Raw genomic sequence first — 20,640 nt, 5'->3', positions numbered from 1 at the left:
CCTTTTCGAGCATCGGCGATATGCTGGATTTTTATTCCCGCAATGCGCCCGATCGGCCGGCGGTGCTTGCTCCCGGGCGCGGCGCGGTGACCTACGCCGAGCTTGCCACGCGCACCAGTGAGACTGTCCATCAATTGCGCAGGCTCGGCATCGCTCAGGCCGATCGCGTCGCCGTCGTATTGCCGCGGGGCGTCGATAACGCGCTGGCCGTCATTGCAGTCGCAACAGCAGCCGTCTGCATCCCGGTCAATCCGGACCTGACCGGGGATGAATTTCAGCGCTATTTCAGCGAGCTGGAGCTTGCCGCTCTCGTCACGTCTACGGAAGCGGGGTCTGCAAGCCGGGCTGCCGCGCACGCGCTGGGGGTTGCTGTGATCGATCTGTCGCCCCGGGGCGGCCAGGGTCTTGGCGCCTTCGAATTGGCAGGCCCGTCGGTTGGGCCTGCCGTTGTGGGCGGGGCTGCGCGCGGAGAGGATGATGCCTTTATCCTGCTGACCTCGGGCACGGCGTCTCGCCCTAAGATGGTGCCGCTGACACATGCGAGCGTGTGTCTTTCGGCCTACAATGCTGCGGTGGTCTTCGCGCTCGGGCCGCAGGATCGCCTGCTCAACATGCTGCCGCTGTTTCATGCGCATGCCCTGATATCCGGCCTGCTCACGGCGCTCGCGGCCGGATCGAGCGTGATCTGCACCGCGGGCTTCGACCCCGTTTCCTTCTTCGCCTGCCTCAAGGAGTTGAAGCCGACCTGGTATACTGCGGTGCCGACCATCCACCGCGCGCTGCTATCCGCTTCAGAGCATGACACAGAGATGACGCGGGGGTCTTCGCTGCGCGTGATCCGCTCGGCATCGGCGTCGCTGACCCCCGACATTCTCCAAGGGCTGGAAGCGCGGTTCGGCGTGCCCGTGATCGAGATCTACGGCATGACGGAAGGCGCATCCCAGATCGCCGCCAACCCTCGCCACCGGCGCAAGCCGGGCTCGGTCGGCCTGCCCGCCGGCCCCCAGATCGCGATCATGGATAATGAAGGCCGGCGGCTGCCGGCCGGCGAGCACGGCGAGATCGTGCTGCGCGGCCCGACCATCAGCCGGGGCTATTACAACGATCCCGAGGCGACCAGAGCCGCCTTCCGGGATGGCTGGTTCAGGACCGGCGACCTCGGCTATTTCGACCCCGACGGTTATCTGTTCATCGTCGGCCGCATCAAGGACGTCATCAACCGCGGCGGGCAGAAGATCTCGCCGTTGGAAGTGGAAGAGGCGTTGTTGGGCCACCCCGATGTGCTCGAGGCCGGCGTCTTCGGCATTCCGCACCAGAAGCTCGGCGAGACCGTCGGCGCAGCGATCGTGCTGCGGCCGCAGTCCGGCGCGACAGCGCATCAGCTTCGGCAATTCGGCCGGCAGCGGCTCGCCGCCTATAAGGTGCCTGGCCTGATCCGGATGGTTCAGGCGTTGCCGAAAGGGGCGAGCGGCAAACTCAAGCGAAGCGCGCTTGTCGAATTGGTGTCGGCCGGACCGGCAAGCGAGGACACCGAACACAAGCGTTTGCCTCGCTCCGAATTGGAGCGGCAATTGGCCGAGATCTGGGCGAGGCTCCTGGAAGTGGAGCGGGTCGGCGTCGATCAGGACGTCTTCGCGCTGGGCGCGGATTCGCTCGGCGTGACGCAAATGCTGTCGCGCCTGCGCGAACAATTCGGCGCTGATCTGTTGTTCAAGGAGATTTTCGACGCGCCGACGGTCGCTGAGCTTGCCCGGCGACTGCAATCGGGAGCGGCGGGCCGCGACCTCGTGATGCCGGGATGGCGCAAGACCGCAACAGAGTCAGGCCGCGCGCCGCTCTCGTTCCAGCAGCAGCGGATGTACGTCCTCAGCCGGTTGGATAAGACCAAGTACAATTACAATGTCGTCGAAGTGGCGCGCCTGTCCGGCCGGCTCGATGTCGCCGCGTTCGAGGCTGGTATCGCAGCGCTTTGCGAGCGGCACGAGGTCTTGCGTTCGACCTTCTCCGAATGGCTGGGCGAGCCGGTGCAACGCGTCGATGCGGCGATGCCACGGCTCGAACACGTGGACTCGAAGGGATGCGCCAAGGGTGAGCGCGAAACAGCGATCCGGCGGGAAGCACTGAGATTGGCGCATCACCAATTCGATCTCGAACATGAGTCGCCGCTCAAAGCCAGGCTGTTGCGCTTTGGGGTGACCGATCATGCGCTGCTGATCAACATCCATCACCTCGTCACCGACGGTTGGTCACAGCGGTTGTTCTGGCAGGAGCTTCAAGCGCATTATGCGGCAAGCCGCGCGGCCGCGTTGCCTCCGCTCGCGTTCCAATACCGCGACTTTGCCGCGTGGCAGCAGGATTGGGCGGCGACGTCGGCGGCAAAGGAGCAGTTGAGCTACTGGCGCAGGCAGCTTGATGGCGTCACCACGCTGCCGCTGCGCACCGATCGCCCACGCCCACAGATCTGGAGCGGGCGCGGCGCCCGGCATTACATCGAACTGCCGCAAGGCTTGTCGGCGCGGCTGAGGGCGCTGAGCCAGGCCAAGGGCGTCACGCCGTTCATGACGCTGCTCGCGGCGTTTCAATGCCTTCTCCATCGCTACACCGGCCACGACAATGTCGCGATCGGCTCTCTGATCGCGAACCGCAATCAGATCCAGACCGAACGCCTGATCGGGCTGTTCGCCAACACCGTGATCCTGCGAACCGACTGCTCCGGCGATCCGACCTTCGGCGAGCTATTGCGGCGGGTGCGGCATGTCACGCTCGACGCCTATCGCAACCAGGATCTGCCGATCGAGGAGGTGTTGCGGGCGCTGCAGGTGTCGCGCAGCCGCGACGGCAACCCGCTATTTCCGGTGATGTTCATCCTGCAAAGCGCTTCGATCGAGGCGGCGACGTTTCCGGGCTTGTCGACACAGCGCCTCGAGATCGATCCCCAGATTTCGCGCTTCGACGTCACGCTCGAGCTGGTCGAGGCCGATGGCCGTTTTTCGGGTTTCTTCGAATACAGCACCGACCTGTTCGACGCTTCGACGATTGCCGGAATGGCTGTGCATTTCGAGCGGCTCCTGAAAGCGGCCATTGCCGATTTCGAGGAGCGAATTTCGCGCCTGCCGCTGCTGTCGCCGGCAGAGCGCCGCCGCGCGCTGGCGGCTTGCAATGGGGTCGAAGCCGATTTCAGTGCCTTCGATCTCTGCGAGCGGTTCGACCAGCAGGTCGCGCGTGCGCCGGCAGCGGTCGCGGTCTCCGCAGGCGAGGTGCGTGTGAGCTACCGCGAGCTCGCCAGCCGCAGCGCGGCAATCGCCGCGCGGCTCGCGCAGGAGGATATCGGCGACGAGACGGTGGTCGCGCTATTCGCCGAGCGAAGCCCGGATCTGCTGGCTGCGATGCTCGCGGTACAGCGCGTCGGGGCGGCCTTTCTCTGCCTGGACCCGACCCAACCCGCTGCACGGCTGGCCGCGATTCTCGCATCCAGCGGGGCACACTTGATATTGGTCGGAGCAAGCAGCTCCTCGGCCTTGCAGGAAGTGCTTTCCAGCTCGCTTATTCAGCGCTCGATGCCCATCGTCCAGCTTGAGGGCCTGACCGCTGCCAATCCGGTAAAGCCGGCGCGGCGCACGCCATCGAATCTCGCCTATGTCATCTACACCTCCGGCTCGTCGGGGACGCCCAAGGGCGTGATGATCGAGCAGCGGGGATTGTCCAATCATCTCGCGTCCCTGATCTCCGAGCTTGGCCTGTCGTCCGCGGACGTCATCGCGCACACCGCGCCGCAGAGTTTCGTGATCTCGGTCTGGCAATTTCTCGCCGGTATCGTGGCCGGCGCACGCGTCCACATTTGTGCCGACGAGATCGTGCGCGATCCCGAACGGCTGGCGCAAGAAATCGAGCGGGCAGGGGTCACGGTGCTGCAGATCGTGCCGTCGCTGCTGCGGGTTATCCTTGAACAAGCCGACGAAGCGCCGGTGCGGCGCGCCTTCTCCCGACTGCGCCTCCTGATCTCGACCGGCGAGCCGCTCGCCGTCGATCTCTGCCGCGCCTGGTTTCGGCGGTTTCCCGAGGTGCCGTTGGTCGACGCCTACGGCGCATCGGAATGCTCCGATGACGTCGCGCTCTATCGCCTTACTGCGCCGCCGGCGCTCGCGACCAGCGTTCCGATCGGCCGCCCCTTGCCAAATACGCGCCTTTACGTGCTCGATCCGCATCTGCAGCCGGTGCCGGCCGGGATGGTGGGGGAGCTCTGCGTCGGCGGCGCCGGGGTCGCGCGCGGCTACATCAATGATCCTGGGCAGACGAATGCACGTTTCCTGTGCGACCCCTTTTCGCAAGATGCCGACGCGCGATTGTATCGGACCGGCGATCTCGCCCGGCGCCGCTCCGACGGCACGATCGAATGCATGGGGCGCATCGACGATCAGGTCAAGATCCGCGGCTATCGGATCGAGCTGAAGGAGATCGAGCATGTTCTGCTTGATCATCCGGATATCCGTGCTGCCATCGTCGAGCCGCGCGACGCCGGCGGCGAGACCCGGCTGGTCGCGCACATCGTCGCGGCTCCGGGCAGCCGGCCGGATGCCGGTGCGCTACGCGATTTCCTCAAGAGCAGGCTGCCGGGCCACATGGTGCCCGCAGCCCTCCTGTTCCTTGAACGCATTCCGCTCAACAGTCACGGCAAGGTGGACCGTGCCGCGCTGAGGGGGGTACATCAATCCGAACCCAAGGCCAGCGGCGTGACGGCGCCGGCGCGTCGCGGCACCGAGAAGACGCTGACCGATATCTGGATCGATCTGCTGAAAGTCCCCAGCATCGGCATCGCTGACAATTTCTTCGACCTTGGCGGCCATTCATTGTTGGCGGGCCAGGCGATGGCGCGTCTCGCGCGGGCGTTCGGGGTGTCGTTGCCGATCAAGACGATCTTCGAGGCGCCGACCGTAGAAGAACTCGCGCAGCGCATCGACGGTGCGTTGGCAAGGAAACCGCAGCACGTTCTGCCGATCATTCCGGATCTCGTGGAAACGGGCCCGCGCCTGCCGTCCATCGCGCAGGCCCAGATGCTCGGCATCGAGAGCGCGCTTCCGGGGCTTCCCCTGTTCAACCTGCCCTTTGCACTGCGGCTGCAGGGGCTGCTCGATCTCGCCGCACTAAAGAAAAGTCTTGGTGAGGTGATGCGCCGTCACGAGTCGCTGCGCACCGCCTTTGGCTGGGATGGCGACGAGCCCGCGCTCGTGATCACGCCGCCCGGCAAGCGCGCCGCGCCATTGAGCGTTGAAGATCTGGCGGTTCGGGCGCCGTCGGGCGACCGGCGCGTCAGCCAACTGCAGTTAAGGAAGGCCATGCTTCGCGCCGAGCAGGAAGCACGGACACCATTTGACCTGACACGCGCGCCGCTATGGCGGGCGCGCCTGTTGCGATTGGGACCGGACGACCATGTGCTGCTGCTCACGATCCACCACGCCATCGCCGATGGCTGGTCAATCGGAATCCTCTTTGACGAGATCTCGCGACGCTATGCGTCGCTCGTCGCTGGTCGCTCGGGACCGGCGCTGCAACCGGCGTTGCCGTTCTCCGATGCGGCGCTTCGTCAGCGCGGATGGTGTGCGACCGACGCTGCGGCGCAGCAGGCCAGTTATTGGAAGGAGAATTTGCGCGGCGCCACGCCGGTCTTTGGTGACATTGCCGGCGTCGCGCCGGCCCCACCTAGCGATCATCAGCCGGTGCGCCTGTCGGGCGATCTGGTCGCAGCGGTGACCGCCTTTGCAAGCCGAGAGAATGGCACGCTGTTCATGGCGCTGTTGGCGGGTCTGAAGACACTGCTCGCGATACAAACCGGCCGCGATGACATTTGCGTGGCCACTGCGATGGCCAATCGCTCCCGGCCTGACACCGAGCAAGTGATCGGACCGTTCGAGAACACCGTAATCGTCCGCACCCGCATCGATCCCGGCCTTTCGTTTCGACAGGCATTCGCCCGCGTGCGCGACAGCGTTCTCGAAGCCCATGCCCGACAGGAATTGCCCTTCAACATTCTCGCCGCGCGGCTCGCAGAAACGGGCATCGATCCAGCCTCCCTGATCCAGGTCTACTTCACCTTGCAGAATCCGCTGCGCCAGCCGCTGAAGTTTTCGGATGTGAAGATACGCACGCTTGGAAGCGCCTACCGCGAAGGACAGCCCGTGCTGCCGGTCAATCAGACTTGGCTCTCGCTGATGCTGAAGGAGCGGCAGACTGGCATCACCGGCTCGTGCAGTTACAAGCGCGAGCTGTTCGGACACCATGTGATTCCGCAATGGATGGAGGATCTTGTTGTGATCCTCACGCGTGCTGCAGCGCAGCCTGATGCGCCGTTGCAACGTTTGCTCCGTCGCCGCGCCGCATGAGATGCGCAGGCGTCGATTACTCCAGGCTGTAACGAGCGAGAAAACTACCTTGATTATTTGTCGCTTCGCGAGCAACATCGTTCCCGCGCCTGGCAAGGGGCGGCGGGAAACCCGGGGTATTTACTATGGGATTTGTTCCGTATCTTGATTTCGATAAGCTGACACCCGACGAAAAGAAAAGTCTGAGGGATCTGCTCAAGCGCGAGCGGGATCAGCTCAGAGATGCGTTGGCCCTCACGGAAAAGGGTTTGGCGAAGTTAGGCAAGGCCGCCAAAGCCAAGAAGGCCAAAAAGAAGAAAAAGAAGAGCAGGTAGAAGCTGCGCGACATCGATGCCATGCGCGTCAGCGCGAGAGGCCGCCTTGCCATCCTGCATCGCGCCTGGCCGCTCGTGCGTGGCATTGGCGCGGCATTTTGGCAAACAAGCGCAGATACCGATCGTCGGAGCTATCGGCGATGAAAGCCAGGCTCCGCGTATTCCCTGCCGTTTCGCGCAACCGCGATCCTGCAAAATATGCCGACGAGCTGATGCGGGTCGCGCATTTCGCCGACCGCAACGGCTTCGAAGGGATCTTGCTGTTTGCCGGCAATGACGTGTTCATCGAGCCGTGGTCGATGGCCCAGCATATCCTCGCGCGCACGCAACATTGTGCGCCGCTGATCGCGGTCAATCCGGTCTATCTGCATCCGTTCACCGCGGCAAAACTGATCTCCTCCTTTGCGCTGCTCTACGGCCGGAAAGTCTACCTCAACATGATCACGGGGACTGCGCTGAGCGATCTGCAGGGCCTGGGCGACGAGCAGTCCCACGCCGAGCGATATGCAAGGCTAGGCGAGTTCATCGCTGTGGTACGCCAATTGTTCGCGAGCACGCGGCCCGTTAGTTTCCGGGGCAGGTTCTACACCACGAATAACCTGCAGATCTGGCCGCGCCTGCCGAAGGAATTGATCCCGGAATTTCTGATCGCCGGCCAATCGGACGATGCCCGCCGCGTGGCGACGGAGATGCAATGCCTGATGATGCAGATGCTCCCGCCCGATCTCGAGCAGGGAATAAAGGCTCCCGGGTTGAATTTTGGGATCTTTGCGAGGGAAAGCCGCGCGGAGGCGAGGCGGGCCGCAAAGCGTCGATTTCAGGACAGCGACGACAATCGCGAATTATTCAAGCTGACCATGGGGAACACCGATTCCGTCTGGAAGCGGCGGCTTGGCAACGATGAGCAGGACGGCGCGATCCGCGACAACGGCTATTGTCTGCTTCCATTCCTGACCTTCCAGGCGGATTGCCCGTATCTCGTGGGCAGCTATGCTGAGATCGGCGCGAAACTGCGCAGCTTCGCCGAGTTGGGCGTCGGCAATATCATCCTCGATGTGGTCGCGGACGAGCAGGAACTCGATCACGTCCGCAAGGCGCTTGCGCGCAGCGGGGTGTTCTGAATAACGGCGCCGATAAGGTGGAAATGAGTCGACAACTTCGCGAAGTCGAGCTCCAGCGGCTTGCCGAGGCCGAGTCTGCGCTCGTCTGGAATCAATATCACCCCCGGAAACATCACTCGGTCGGGCGGCGTCCGGTGCGCGGGTTGAGCGGGGCGGTCGCCGGTCGCCGCAGCGCCTCGGGAAGAAACGGTTCGTCCGGCGCGGGTAAGGGATCGGCCCGGACGTCGGCCGCAGTTTGCGCCCGTTCGTGGGGGCTTTGATTGTCCCTGAACTTCCGCTTCACGTCGACGCCGCTGACGGGATCGTTGACGCCATGCTGGATGTCCCTGGTGTCCGTCATGATGTGTCTCCTGGAAGATCGGCGCCTCGAGTTGAGAACGCCCGCGCTGGCCCGCTGTTCCCCTGGTTTCCGAGTCGGGAACACGCAGCGTCGCAGGAACCTCTCGCCGGGCGCTTGCTTGATATCGAACGATCGACGACTCTGGAGCTGCAACTATGCACGACAGCACCGTCAAGAAAGTATCGGAAAAGACCTCGCCAAAGGGTGCGATGGGACAGACCTATCTGGTCTCGGGCAAGCGCGTTGCCATGCGGATGTGGAACAATGAGCGGCCGCAAACCGACCTGCCGCATCGACGCGATTACGAGACGGTTGGCTATGTGATCTCCGGCCACGCCGAACTGCTGTTGGAGGGGCAGACGATCAAGCTCGGCCCTGGCGATTCCTGGCTGGTGCCGGCCGACGCCGAGCACTGCTATCACATCATCGAGCCCTTCACTGCGGTCGAGGCGACCTCGCCGCCGGCGCAGGTACATGGCCGCGATGAGATGATGCGATAGGCCGCAAGGCGACGACGCGATCGGAGTCTCTGCACCTCTAGACCCCGATCGCGTTTTTTGCCACCACGTCGCGATAGAATTCCGCGCTCAGTTTCGGCACCCGCGCTTGCGTCTCGAAGTCCACCCGGTAGAGACCGAAGCGCTTCTCGTAGCCGAAGATCCACTCGAAATTGTCCATCAGGCTCCAAAGGAAATAGCCGCGCACCGGGACGCCCTCCGATGTCGCGCGCTGGAGCTGGGTTAGATAGTTGCGCAGATACATGATGCGGTCGAGATCGTAGACTTTGCCCTCGGCCGTAAGCTTGTCCTCGGATGAGGTGCCGTTCTCGCTGATATAGATGTTCTTGATGTTCCAGATCTTCGCCGCGAGCCTCGGCGCCCAATAGATCGTCTCGGGGCCGACCCGCAGCCATTCCGAATTCATGTGCGGGAACGAGGCCGGGAACGGCAGCACGTTGAAATGCGGCTTGCGGTCCGAGGCCGTGATGTAGAACTGCGGTGCGTAGATATTGAGCCCGACGAAATCGGTCGGCGAAGCGATGATCTTCAATTCCTCGGGCGTGAATTTGGGCGCATCGGCGCCGGCATATTCGAGGAAGCCCTCGGTATATTTGCCCTCCAGGATGACGCCGAGGAAGCCCGCGTTCAATTCGCGCGTGGCAATCTCGGCGGCGCGGATGTTCTCCGGTGTCGCGATCGCGGGTACGCAGGCGGCTATATTCTCGGCGACGCCGACCCTGGTGCCAGCGCGTCCCTTGGCGCGGATCGCCTGCACCGCAAGCCCATGGCCGAGCGCGACGTGATGGCGAACCTGGTTCAATTGCGCCGTCGGCAGTTTGAGCCCGGGCGCGTCGATGCCCCAGCCATAGCCGAAGTTGACGAAGCGGCCGGCCTCGTTGACGGTGAAGATGTTCTTCACCCGGTCGGTGATGCGCTCGGCTACATAAGCGGCGTAGCCGCCGAACGCCTTTGACGTTTCGCTCGATTGCCAGCCACCGACGCGGTCCTCCAGCGCTTGCGGCAGGTCCCAATGGTAGAGCGTGGCATAGGGCTCGATGCCGTTCGCGAGCAATTCGTCGATCAGGCGGTTGTAGAAGTCGAGCCCTTTCGGGTTCGGCGCACCTGCACCTTCCGGAAACACCCGCGGCCAGGCGATCGAGAAGCGATAGGCCTTGACGCCGAGATTCCTGATCAGGGCTACGTCCTCTTTGTAGCGGTGATAGTGCTCGTTGGCGCGGTCGCCGTTGCTGTTGTCCTCGATCTTGCCGGGCGTGTGGCTGAATGTGTCCCAGATCGAGCGGCCGCGGCCGTCCTCGTTGACCGCGCCCTCGATCTGGTAGGACGAGGTCGCGGTGCCCCAGACAAAGCCGGCGGGAAACGGGCCGGGCGCGTGCGGGTTGGCGGCAGCGGCCCGAGTCACGTTGCTCTCTGCGGCAGCGGCCGGCGCCGACGCGACGCCGAGCGCGGACATGCCCGCAAGCTTGGCGAAATGCCGGCGCGAAAATCTACCGAACATCGGTCACTCCGGTGGGGTTGGCGTCGATCTGATAGACCGAGATCCGGTCGATCTCGAATGCGATGCTCTTGGGCGAACTGGCATCGACGAAGCCGACGCCGAGAAAGAATTTCGATCCCATCGCAAGATTGACGATCATGTACATGGGATCGTCGTATCCGATGGGGACCCTGATGTCGGACACCGGCTTGCGGTCGATGAAGTAGATCAGCCGATCTTCTTCCCACAGCACACCGTAATTGTGGAAGTCGGAGTCCGCGCCGGGCACGGTGAAATCAAACCCGCAGGACTGGATGCGCTGGGTCGAAGGAAGCCGCCAATGCGTCGTCATCACGACGTCGCCGGGCCGCTCGCCTCGTCCTTCCACGACGTCGATTTCCGGAGGCCAGCCGCCGTCGTCGGCGAGCATCCAGAACGCCGGCCACACGCCGCGGCCCAGTGGGATCTTCGCGCGAATTTCGAAATAGCCGTATTTCTGCGAGAACTTGCCCTGCGTCGTCAGGATGCCCGAGATGTATTCATTGTCGAATAGCGCCGGCTTCAGATCGGGCGGCGTGCGGCTGGCGACGATCGACAGCACGCCATTGTGAACCCTGAACGGGTCAAGTCCCAGCGGGGTGTTCATTCGGCCGCCATAGCGGGGATCGACATAGATCTGCTGCTCGCCATTGGCGCTGGTCTTGCGTTTGAAATCGGAGCCGTCGCCGCCCCAATAGCGGGCCTCCGGCCACGCCGCCCCGCCGGCATAATGCGGCACCCATCTTCCGCCTTCCAGCGGATGTTCGTTGAAATCGTCGCTGAAGGTCCGATGCAGCGGCCGGAAGGTCAGCGAGGTCGGCGGCTGATCCTCAACGCGGCGGCACTCGGTGGTCGTTGGATCGGTGGTCACCTGCAAGGTGAGTGCTGCCGGTGCCGATTGGAGATCATTCTGGGCGAGCGCGGGCACCGTCATGGCGACATAACCGATCGCGAGTAGAACTCTCGGGGTCAATTCGCCGATCATTTCCGGCCTGCAATGGGTAGGTTAATCCAGGTTAACCTTTCGCGCCGCCGCCGGGCAAGTCGCGTGTGAGCGCACGCGCGCGGGATCGTCCCGGAATGTAACGCAGCGGTGATCGCGGCCGCGGTTCCCGTTAACCGGATGTCAACGATCGAAGCAGCTGTCGCTTCAACCGAATCTTAGCGGTTTCTACTCGTATAGTGTGTCGATCGTCCCGGGGTGTGTGCGTGCGTTCATGATGCGGCGATGGCCCTATCTGGCCAGGAGTGCGCTGGTCGCGGCCAGCGTGGCCGCCTTTGCGGCGGGCGGACATTTTGTCGCGACCACCGCGATCGACACGCAGCAAGCCAAGCAGCTTGAGGAATTGGCCAATATCGCGCTGCGACGCTCCGAAGTCGCGGTGGATTTCAGCGTTGCCACGCTCAATGATGTCATGCAGCGCGGTCCGATGACCTGCGATGCCGCTTCCCTCCAGGCCGTCCGCCTCAAGGTCTATCAGCGTTCCCAGGTCAAGGACATCCGCCTCGTCAACCGGGAAGGATCGGTGATCTGCTCCGCTTATTCGGAGACGCTCGAGTTCGACAATGAATGGGTCACGCGGCCGCGCATGCTGCAGACCGCCGATCACAGCCTCCTGCTGTTTCGGGTCGACCAGATCAATGGCGTCGCGCTCGGCGTGTTGAAGGACATCGACGCGCGGACGTCACTGGTCGCCATCCTCGGTGTCAGCGCTATCCTGTTCGACATCCTGCCGACGGAATTGCGCGACCACGGCGAGGTGATCGCCCAGCTCGACAACGGCGCCGATATCGGGCGATTTGCCGCCTCGCAGGTGTTGGATGCGACCGACGCCGTGACCTTCAGCAGCGCATCGCACCGCTATCCCCTGCGTGCACTGGTCCGGGTCGCGCCCGACGCCCTGCGACGCTGGAACAGGGACGGCTATTGGCCGTCGATGCTGCTCGCCGCCGTGCTCGGCCTCGCTTTCGGCCTGTTGCTGACGCGGGCGGTGGCGCGCCTGGAAGGGCCGATTGCCGATATCGACCGCGCCCTGGCGCGGCACGAATTCAAGCCGTACTTCCAGCCGACCTTCGATCTGCGCACCGGCGCGATCGGGGGGTGCGAGGTGCTGGCGCGCTGGGTGCACCGGGACGGCAGCGTCACGCCGCCGATGAATTTCATTCCGCTTGCCGAATCCAGTGGCCGCATCGAGGCGATCACCTGGCAGATCCTCGCACTGGCCTTGAAGGAGATGCGCCCGCGGCTCGCGGCGGACAAATATTTCAAGATGTCGGTCAACATCACCCCGCGCCATTTGCTCAGCGATGCCTTTGTCAGTCGGCTGCGTCGCGAGGTCAGGGAAAGCGGCGTCTCGGCGCGCCAGATCGTGATCGAGGTGACCGAGCGCGAAGCATTTCCGGACCTCGAGAAGGCCGCCGCCGTCGTCGAAGCGTTGCGTGAGCATGGTTTCAGGGTCGCGCTGGACGATGTCGGAGTCGGCCACAGCGGCCTGTCCCAGATCAAGCGGCTCGGGGTCAACACCATGAAGATCGACAAGTTCTTCGTCGATACCATCGTGCAGGATGGCTCGGCCGCGACCATCGTCGAGATGCTGGTACGGCTCGCGTCGAAGCTCAGGATGAACGTGATCGCCGAGGGCATCGAGACGGCCGAACAGCGCCAGGCGCTGCTCCGTTGCGGCGTCGAGTGCGGCCAGGGCTACCTGGTGTCGCCGCCATTGCCCTATGCAAAGTTCGACGAATTCCTCGTCGCATATGAGGCCCGGATAGAGGCCGAGGCGGTCGTTCGGCAAGCCTCCGTCGCTTAGCGCCCGCCGCGCGTCGCATAACGCTTTGCCTGCAACCGGCTCGCGCCTATAGTGATGTCTCGAAGACAGCATTGGTCCTGAGAGGTCACGTGACTGCACCAAATCCTGCAGCAGGCAAGCCGGTCGATCCCGCTTCGCTTGCAAACCTCCCGCGGCTCGTCACGGCGTATTTTGCATCGAAGCCCGATCCGGCTGACGCCGCGCAACGCGTTTCCTTCGGAACCTCGGGACATCGCGGTTCCTCGCTGCGGAATTCCTTCAACGAGGATCATATCCTCGCGATCACGCAGGCAATCTGCGACTATCGCCGCGAGGCCGGGCTGACCGGGCCGCTGTTCATCGGTATCGACACCCACGCGCTGGCGGAACCGGCGCTGGCGAGCGCGGTCGAGGTGTTCGCCGCCAACGGCGTCGAGATCATGATCGACGAGCACGGCGGCTATACGCCGACGCCGGTCATCTCGCACGCGATCCTCACTTACAACAAGGGCAAGAGCTCCGGCTTAGCCGATGGCGTTGTCATCACGCCGTCACACAATCCGCCGGAAGACGGCGGCTACAAATACAACCCGCCGCATGGCGGGCCCGCCGATACCGACGTCACCGGCATCGTCGAGAAGAACGCCAACCGCTATCTGGAGGCCGGGCTGAAAGGCGTCGCGCGGATGACTTACGACCGCGCACGAAAGGCGCCATCGACGCATCTCTATGATTACGTGACGCCATATGTCGCCGATCTCGGCAACACGGTCGACCTCGCCCTGGTCAAATCCGCCGGCGTCAGGATCGGCATCGATCCGCTCGGCGGCGCGGCGGTGCATTTCTGGCAGCCGATCATCGAGCGTTATGGAATCGATGCGAGCGTGGTGAACGACGCGGTCGATCCGACCTTCCGCTTCATGACCGCGGACTGGGACGGCAAGATCCGCATGGATTGCTCTTCGCCTTACGCGATGGCGAGCCTGATCCAGATGCGCGAGAAGTTCGATGTCGCGTTCGCCAACGACACCGATGCTGATAGACATGGCATCGTGACGCGCTCGAACGGCTTGATGAACCCCAACCACTTCCTTGCGGTGTCGATCGCCTATCTGTTCGGTCACCGCCCGCAATGGAACGCGAACGCCGCGATCGGCAAGACCATCGTCTCCTCCTCGATCATCGATCGTGTGGCGAAGAAATTGAACCGCAAGCTGGTGGAGACGCCGGTCGGCTTCAAATGGTTCGTCGAGGGGCTTGGCACCGGCGCGTTCGGCTTCGCGGGCGAGGAGAGCGCCGGCGCCTCGTTCCTGAAGCGCGACGGCTCGGTTTGGACCACTGACAAGGACGGCATCATCTTAGGTTTGCTTGCGGCGGAAATGATCGCCAAAACCGGTCGCGACCCGAGCCAGCTCTTCGCCGATCTTACCGCCGAGCTCGGCGTGCCCTTCTATGAGCGCATCGACGTTGCGGCGACGCCGAAGCAGAAAAGCGCGCTCAAGGCCGTGGGTCCCGAGCAGCTCAACATGAAGGAGCTTGCGGGCGAGCCGGTGCGCGCGGTCAGGACCAAAGCGCCGGGCAACGATCAGTCGTTCGGCGGCATCAAGGTCGAGACCGAGTCCGGGTGGTTCGCGGCGCGGCCCTCGGGTACCGAGGACGTCTACAAGATCTACGCCGAGAGCTTCCGCGGGGAGGATCACCTGAAGCGGATCCAGGGCGACGCGCAGGCGGCAATCGCGAAAGTTTTCGGATAGGGGTCTGCCGTCATCGCCATGCGTATTCTGCTCACCGGTTCCTCCGGCTGGCTGGGGCGCTTCCTTGTGCCGAGACTGCGGCAAGCCGGCCATCACGTCATCGGCCTCGATATCGTCGCGGGCGAAGCGACCGATGTGATCGGCTCGGTTGCCGACCGGGCGGTCGTCGAGCGGGTGTTCGCCGATCACGCCATCGGGGCCGTGATCCATGCGGGCGCGCTGCACAAGCCCGATATCGCCCGCTTTTCTCCGCAAGCCTTTGTTGACGTCAACGTGTCGGGCACGCTGAATTTGCTGCAAGCGGCGGTCGCCGCGCGTCATGACCGCTTCATCTTCACCTCGACGACATCGTTGATGATCTCGCAGGCGATCAGGGAAGGCGAGGGGCACGCCGCGGTCTGGCTCGACGAGACTGCGGGCCCGCTCGAGCCGCGCAACATCTACGGCGTGACCAAGCTCGCCGCCGAGGGGCTATGCCGCATCTATAGCCGCGAGCACGGGCTGAACTGCGCCGTGCTGCGCACCAGCCGCTTCTTTCCGGAGGAGGACGACACCGAGCGCGGATTTTCCGGCGAGAATCTCAAGGCGAACGAATTCTTGCACCGCCGCCTCACCGTCGAGGACGCTGCGGACGCGCATCTGGCAGCGCTCGATGGGGCCAAGGGCTTCGAGATCTTCATCGTTAGTGCGCCGCCGCCTTTTGCGTCTACCGAGGTCGAAGCGCTGAAATCGGATGCAGCAAGCGTGATCGCGCGCCATTTCCCTGATGCGGCCGCGCTCTACGCCAAGCGGAATTGGCGCTTGCCGCGCAGCATCGGCCGCATCTACGATCCCGCCAAGGCCGAACGTCTGCTCGGCTTCCGAGTTCGAATCGGTTTCGCCGAGGTCCTCGACGCGCTGCGCCGCGGCGCGCCGCTTCCCTTCGCGCACGATCCCGACTATGTCTCGCCGTCCACGAGGTTGCAGCATGGCTGATTTCCACGGCGTCTTTCCCTATCTGGTCTCGCCGCTCGATCCCGCCGGCCATATCCGCAGCGAGGTGCTGGGCCGGCTGTGCGATGATCTGATCAAAGCGGGCGTGCATGGACTGACGCCGCTCGGCTCGACCGGCGAATTCGCCTATCTCAACAATGCGCAACGCGCGCAGGTGGTGCAGACGACGATCGAGGCCGCTGACGGACGCGTGCCGGTCGTGGCCGGCGTGGCCTCGACCTCGACGGCGGATGCAGTGGCGCAGGCCAAGTCCTACCAGAAGCGCGGCGCCAGCGGCATTCTCGCGATTCTCGAAGCCTATTTTCCGCTGCCGGACGCGCAGGTCGAGTCGTACTTCCGCGCCCTTGCCGACGCGGTCGACATTCCCGTCGTGATCTACACCAATCCGCAATTCCAGCGCTCGGACCTCACGCTCGACGTCATCGAGCGCCTCGCCGCCCATCCGCGCATCGGCTACATAAAGGACGCCTCGACCAACACCGGCCGGCTGTTGTCGATCATGAACCGCTGCGGCGACAACATCAAAGTGTTCTCGGCCTCCGCCCATATTCCCGCGGCCGTGATGCTGATTGGTGGCCTCGGCTGGATGGCGGGCCCCGCCTGCATCATCCCGCGGCAGAGCGTCGAGCTCTACAATCTCTGCCGCCGCGGCCGCTGGGACGAAGCGATGGCGCTGCAACGAAAGCTCTGGCGCATCAACGAGGCCTTTGCCCGTTTCAACCTCGCCGCCTGCATCAAGGCCGGCCTCTCGATCCAGGGCTACGATATCGGCGATCCCATCCCGCCCCAAGCACCGCTGACGGATCAGCAGCGCAAAGTGGTGGAAGCTGCGCTGCAGGAGCTGGACTCGTAGTCCTGTAGGGTGGGCAAAGCGCAGCGTGCCCACCATTTACACTCCGCCCGTGATGGTGGGCACGCTGCGCTTTGCCCACCCTTCAGCTTCTCCCGTCTTTGCGAGGCAATCCACGTCTCCGCGGGCGGTGAGACGGATTGCTTCGCTGCGCTCACAATGACGAGTGGAGATGCCGTGAGGGCACTCTGGATCGCGCTGGATTGAAAGAGCGTGACGCAAACGTTCGCTTTAAGCGATCAATTAGCTCCCCATATTAGGTGTGAGACACAACTGGAAAGGAACCAGTCATGAAACTCGCAGCAATCATGCTCGCAACTGCACTGGCTCTCTCGAGCACGGCGGCGCTGGCGCAGACGGCAGCGCCGACGGCCGGAACTGCTGGCTACGGATCGGTCGTCGGGCCATCAGTGGGATCATACAATTGGCCGTCGGTAGGCTCGACAACCGCAGTTCCCACCTGGAGCAACACGACGAACGCCGCGCCTCTGCCCGGTCGGCTGCAGTCGGGTAACGTGCCCTTCGGTACCTCGACGGTTCGCAGGTAGGCACCGTAGGGTAGGAAAAGCGAAGCGTGCCCACCATTCTTGCTCGGCTCGTGATGGTGGGCGCGCTCGGCTTTGCCCACCTACAAATCCTACGTCATCGCGATGCCATTTACCGCGCCCTCTCCCCTTGTGGGAGAGGGCTCCTCGGCGCCGGCCGCGGACTCGTTCGGGTGAGGGGTTCTCTCCGCGGAGATAATCCCTCATCCGTCGCGCATTGCATGCGCGCCACCTTCTCCCACAAGGGCAGAAGGGAAGGGGATCCGCGGCTCACACCGCGCGAAGTCCCTCAGGTGCCTCCCGGATCAACGCTTCTAAATCGCGCTGCTCCAGCGTCTCCTTTTCCAAAAGCTTCTTCGCGGCGCGGTCGAGGACGGCGCGCCGCGCGCTCAGGATGCCCTGCGTACGCTGGAACACGCGCTCGACGATGTCGCGCACCTCGTGGTCGACCACGGCCGCAGTCTCTTCCGCATAGTCGCGTTCCGGCATGGGGTAGGGCCGGTCGGCGCCGGCCAGGAAATTGCCGGGCTCGCGGTCATAGGCGATGCTGCCGAGCTTTTCCGACATGCCGTAGCGTGTGACCATGCTGCGGGCGATATCGGTCACCCGGCGCAAATCGTCGGCCGCGCCGGTGGAAAGATGGTCGAACACGATCAGCTCGGCGACGCGGCCGCCGAGCAGCACCGCCATCTTGTTCTCCAGTTCCTCCTTCGTCATCAGGAAACGATCCTCGATCGGACGTTGAATGGTATAGCCGAGCGCACCGACGCCGCGCGGAATGATCGAGACCTTGTGCACGGGATCGACACCCGGCAGCGACAGCGCCACCAGCGCATGGCCCATCTCGTGATAGGCGACGATCTCGCGCTCCTTCGCATTGAGCAGCCGGTTGCGCTTTTCGAGCCCGGCCACCATGCGCTCGATCGCATTGGTGAAGTCGCTCATGGTGACGGCATCGCCGCCGCGGCGCGTCGCCAGCAGCGCGGCCTCGTTGACGAGGTTGGCGAGATCGGCGCCGGTGAATCCCGGCGTCAGCGCTGCGACCGCCTCGGGGTCGACGCCGGGGGCAAGTTTCACCTTCTTGATGTGGACCTTGAGGATGTCGATGCGTCCCTTCTTGTCGGGGCGGTCGACCAGCACCTGGCGGTCGAAGCGGCCGGCGCGGAGCAGCGCCGGGTCGAGGATTTCCGGCCGGTTGGTGGCGGCGAGGATCACGAGGCCGGAGCGCGAGTCAAAACCGTCGAGCTCGACCAGGAGCTGGTTCAGCGTCTGCTCCTTTTCGTCATGGCCGCCGGCGAACGGGCCGATGCCGCGGGCGCGGCCGAGCGCATCGAGCTCGTCGATGAAGATGATCGCGGGCGCCTTCTGGTGCGCCTGCTGGAACAGGTCGCGCACGCGCGCCGCACCGACGCCGACGAACATCTCAACGAATTCGGAGCCGGAGATCGAGAAGAACGGCACCTTGGCCTCGCCGGCGACCGCCTTGGCGAGCAGCGTCTTGCCGGTGCCGGGCGGGCCGACCAGCAGCACGCCCTTGGGCATGCGCCCGCCGAGCCGGCCGTACTCGGTCGGATTCTTCAGGAAGTCGACCACCTCGCGCAGTTCGTCCTTGGCTTCGTCGACGCCGGCGACATCGCCGAAATTCACGCCGGTATCGGCCTCGACATAGATTTTCGCCTTGCTCTTGCCGATCGCCATCAGGCCGCCGCCGAAGCCTCCGCCTTGCGCGGCACGCTTGGCGATGAACCACCACAGGCCGAAGAACAACAGCACCGGCATGATCCACGAGAGCAGATCGCGCAGGAACGTGCTCTCGATCTGTCCGGTGAAGCGGACGTTATGTTTCTCGAGCTCTTGCGCGACCTCCGGATCGACCCGCGTGGTGATGAACTGCTTCTGTCCGCCGGGTAGCGGCTCCTTCAAGGTGCCCTGAAGTGTGCGGTCGGAGATGCCGACGCTCTCGATTTTGCCCTCGCGCAGCAATTGCTGATATTCGCTGTAGGGGATGGCAGCGATCTTGCTGGCGCTGATATAGACGTACTGAACAAGCAGGATACCGAATATCGCCGCAATTGCGTATCCGATATTGAAACGCATCTTGTTGTTGTTCATGACCGCCCTCCGATCAACACCGATATGGGCCGCTCCAAGCGTCGGTCCCGATAGCCTTGGATGTGGGGCCTGGACGTGCCCGAGCGGGCGGCCGACACTCTAACATAATGGAACAACTAGCGCTCGGCGGCCGGGTTTCAACCCTCAGCGCGACAAATGGCGCTAGGTCGGGAAGGGTGAAGACGCGCTAATGCGACGTTGTGGTAACTTCAAGCACTAGAAACCTCCGGACAATTATCGCGTTTGTTGCCGGGGAGATCAGATGCCGATGAATCGTCGCTATGTTGTTGTTCTCGCTGTGGTCGCGGCCATCCTGGCGGCTTTGACCCTCAGCAATATTCGCAATGCGCCGTGGACGAGTTCGGCCGCCGGCTCGGTCGAGCAGCGTGGACCGCTCTCCGATGCCGAGCGCGCCAATATCGAGATCTTCGAGCGGGTCTCGCCTTCGGTCGTGCAGGTGGCGGCGCAGTCCGCCGCCAATCCGCTCAGTGAGGAGGCTGAAGGCGGCGGATCATCCGGAACCGGATTTGTCTGGGACAATGACGGTCATGTCGTCACCAATAACCACGTCGTGCAGGAGGCGAGCGCGCTCGCGATCCGCTTTGCCTCGGGCGAGGTGGCGCGCGCCGAGCTTGTCGGCACCGCGCCGAATTATGATCTAGCGGTGCTGCGGATCAGGGGCGCGCGCACGCTGCCGCCGCCGGTTGCGCTCGGCAGTTCGGCCGAGCTTAAGGTCGGGCAATTTGCGTTTGCGATCGGCAATCCGTTCGGCCTCGATCAATCCCTGACCAGCGGCATCATCAGCGCGCTCAAGCGCCGGCTTCCGACCTCCACCGGGCGCGAGATCGCCAACGTGATCCAGACCGATACCGCGATCAATCCTGGCAATTCGGGCGGGCCGCTGCTCGATTCCGCCGGGCGGCTGATCGGCGTGACGACGGCGATCCTGTCGCCGTCGGGATCGAACGCCGGCATCGGCTTTGCCGTCCCAGTTGATATCGTCAACCGCGTCGTGCCCGAACTGATCGGCAATGGCCGTGTGCCCACGCCGGGCATAGGCATTGTCGCCGCAAGCGAGGCCGTTGCCACCCGGCTGGGCACCGAAGGTGTGATCGTTGTGCGCACCGCGCCCGGTTCTCCGGCAGAGCGTGCCGGAATTCGCGGCGTCGATCTTTCTTCCGGCAATTTGGGCGACGTCATCACGGCGGCCGACGGCAAGCCGGTCCACCGCCTCTCCGACCTGACCGATCAATTCGAGCAGATCGGTGCCGGGAAGCCGGTCCGGCTCAGCCTGAAGCGCGGCTCGGAGACGCGCGATATCAATGTCGACATCGTCGACATCGGCCGCACGCAATAAAATTCCTGTCATTGGTCTGCGAGGGGGCATCCATGCTTCTCATGCGCCGGCGGG

At 63.9% G+C, this 20,640-nt stretch carries 14 protein-coding genes; 10 read left to right on the top strand and 4 right to left on the bottom strand.

Annotated features, from left to right (window positions below):
* Window positions 1-20: 20 nt before the first annotated feature.
* From AC5ZG5_RS19915 to AC5ZG5_RS19905, 3 genes are all read left to right on the top strand, one after another.
* Window positions 21-6,377, top strand: coding sequence for a non-ribosomal peptide synthetase (locus AC5ZG5_RS19915; protein ID WP_456643660.1), 6,357 nt, complete (start codon window positions 21-23; stop codon window positions 6,375-6,377).
* 125 nt (window positions 6,378-6,502) lie between these two features.
* Entirely contained in the window at window positions 6,503-6,691 is a 189-nt protein-coding gene (locus tag AC5ZG5_RS19910) for a hypothetical protein (RefSeq protein WP_035688766.1), read from the top strand.
* A 140-nt stretch (window positions 6,692-6,831) separates the two neighbouring features.
* Complete coding sequence (locus tag AC5ZG5_RS19905; protein WP_456643659.1) at window positions 6,832-7,812, top strand: LLM class flavin-dependent oxidoreductase; 981 nt, start codon at window positions 6,832-6,834, stop codon at window positions 7,810-7,812.
* 112 nt (window positions 7,813-7,924) lie between these two features.
* Here the strand turns inward: AC5ZG5_RS19905 and AC5ZG5_RS19900 are convergent, their stop codons facing one another.
* Window positions 7,925-8,152, bottom strand: coding sequence for a hypothetical protein (locus tag AC5ZG5_RS19900; RefSeq protein WP_456643658.1), 228 nt, complete (start codon window positions 8,150-8,152; stop codon window positions 7,925-7,927).
* 155 nt (window positions 8,153-8,307) lie between these two features.
* On the opposite strand from AC5ZG5_RS19900, the gene AC5ZG5_RS19895 reads away from it, so the two are divergent.
* A complete protein-coding gene (locus AC5ZG5_RS19895) occupies window positions 8,308-8,652 on the top strand; it encodes a cupin domain-containing protein (RefSeq protein WP_028161721.1) in 345 nt (114 codons plus the stop codon).
* A 37-nt stretch (window positions 8,653-8,689) separates the two neighbouring features.
* On the opposite strand, the gene AC5ZG5_RS19890 is transcribed toward AC5ZG5_RS19895, so the two are convergent.
* Entirely contained in the window at window positions 8,690-10,168 is a 1,479-nt protein-coding gene (locus AC5ZG5_RS19890; protein ID WP_456643657.1) for a GH1 family beta-glucosidase, read from the bottom strand.
* Window positions 10,158-11,171, bottom strand: coding sequence for a glycoside hydrolase family 16 protein (locus tag AC5ZG5_RS19885; protein ID WP_456643656.1), 1,014 nt, complete (start codon window positions 11,169-11,171; stop codon window positions 10,158-10,160). Before AC5ZG5_RS19885 ends, AC5ZG5_RS19890 begins: the two co-directional genes overlap by 11 nt.
* A 232-nt stretch (window positions 11,172-11,403) precedes the next feature.
* Here AC5ZG5_RS19885 and AC5ZG5_RS19880 point away from each other — a divergent pair, with 232 nt between their 5' ends.
* The 5 genes from AC5ZG5_RS19880 to AC5ZG5_RS19860 all read left to right on the top strand — a co-directional run bounded on the left by AC5ZG5_RS19880 (window position 11,404) and on the right by AC5ZG5_RS19860 (window position 17,120).
* Window positions 11,404-12,996 (top strand): EAL domain-containing protein, encoded by a 1,593-nt coding sequence (locus tag AC5ZG5_RS19880; protein WP_456643655.1) that lies wholly within the window; start codon window positions 11,404-11,406, stop codon window positions 12,994-12,996.
* Between the two features lie 89 nt (window positions 12,997-13,085).
* Window positions 13,086-14,729 (top strand): phosphoglucomutase (alpha-D-glucose-1,6-bisphosphate-dependent), encoded by a 1,644-nt coding sequence (gene pgm, locus AC5ZG5_RS19875; RefSeq protein ID WP_456643654.1) that lies wholly within the window; start codon window positions 13,086-13,088, stop codon window positions 14,727-14,729.
* Between the two features lie 18 nt (window positions 14,730-14,747).
* Window positions 14,748-15,704 (top strand): NAD-dependent epimerase/dehydratase family protein, encoded by a 957-nt coding sequence (locus AC5ZG5_RS19870; RefSeq protein ID WP_456643653.1) that lies wholly within the window; start codon window positions 14,748-14,750, stop codon window positions 15,702-15,704.
* Window positions 15,697-16,575, top strand: a complete 879-nt coding sequence (locus AC5ZG5_RS19865) for a dihydrodipicolinate synthase family protein (protein WP_456643652.1) — start codon at window positions 15,697-15,699, stop codon at window positions 16,573-16,575. The genes AC5ZG5_RS19870 and AC5ZG5_RS19865 overlap by 8 nt, the downstream gene beginning before the upstream one ends.
* Window positions 16,576-16,862: 287 nt before the next feature.
* Window positions 16,863-17,120, top strand: a complete 258-nt coding sequence (locus tag AC5ZG5_RS19860) for a hypothetical protein (RefSeq protein WP_245287150.1) — start codon at window positions 16,863-16,865, stop codon at window positions 17,118-17,120.
* 267 nt (window positions 17,121-17,387) lie between these two features.
* Here the strand turns inward: AC5ZG5_RS19860 and ftsH are convergent, their stop codons facing one another.
* A complete protein-coding gene (ftsH, locus tag AC5ZG5_RS19855; protein ID WP_456671149.1) occupies window positions 17,388-19,229 on the bottom strand; it encodes an ATP-dependent zinc metalloprotease FtsH in 1,842 nt (613 codons plus the stop codon).
* Window positions 19,230-19,497: 268 nt separating this feature from the next.
* Between ftsH and AC5ZG5_RS19850 the strand changes: the two genes are divergently transcribed.
* Entirely contained in the window at window positions 19,498-20,586 is a 1,089-nt protein-coding gene (locus tag AC5ZG5_RS19850) for a S1C family serine protease (RefSeq protein ID WP_456643723.1), read from the top strand.
* Window positions 20,587-20,640: the final 54 nt, after the last annotated feature.

This window comes from Bradyrhizobium sp. Ses1 (genome assembly GCF_059512365.1).
This window is presented reverse-complemented; position numbering and strand designations above follow the sequence as displayed.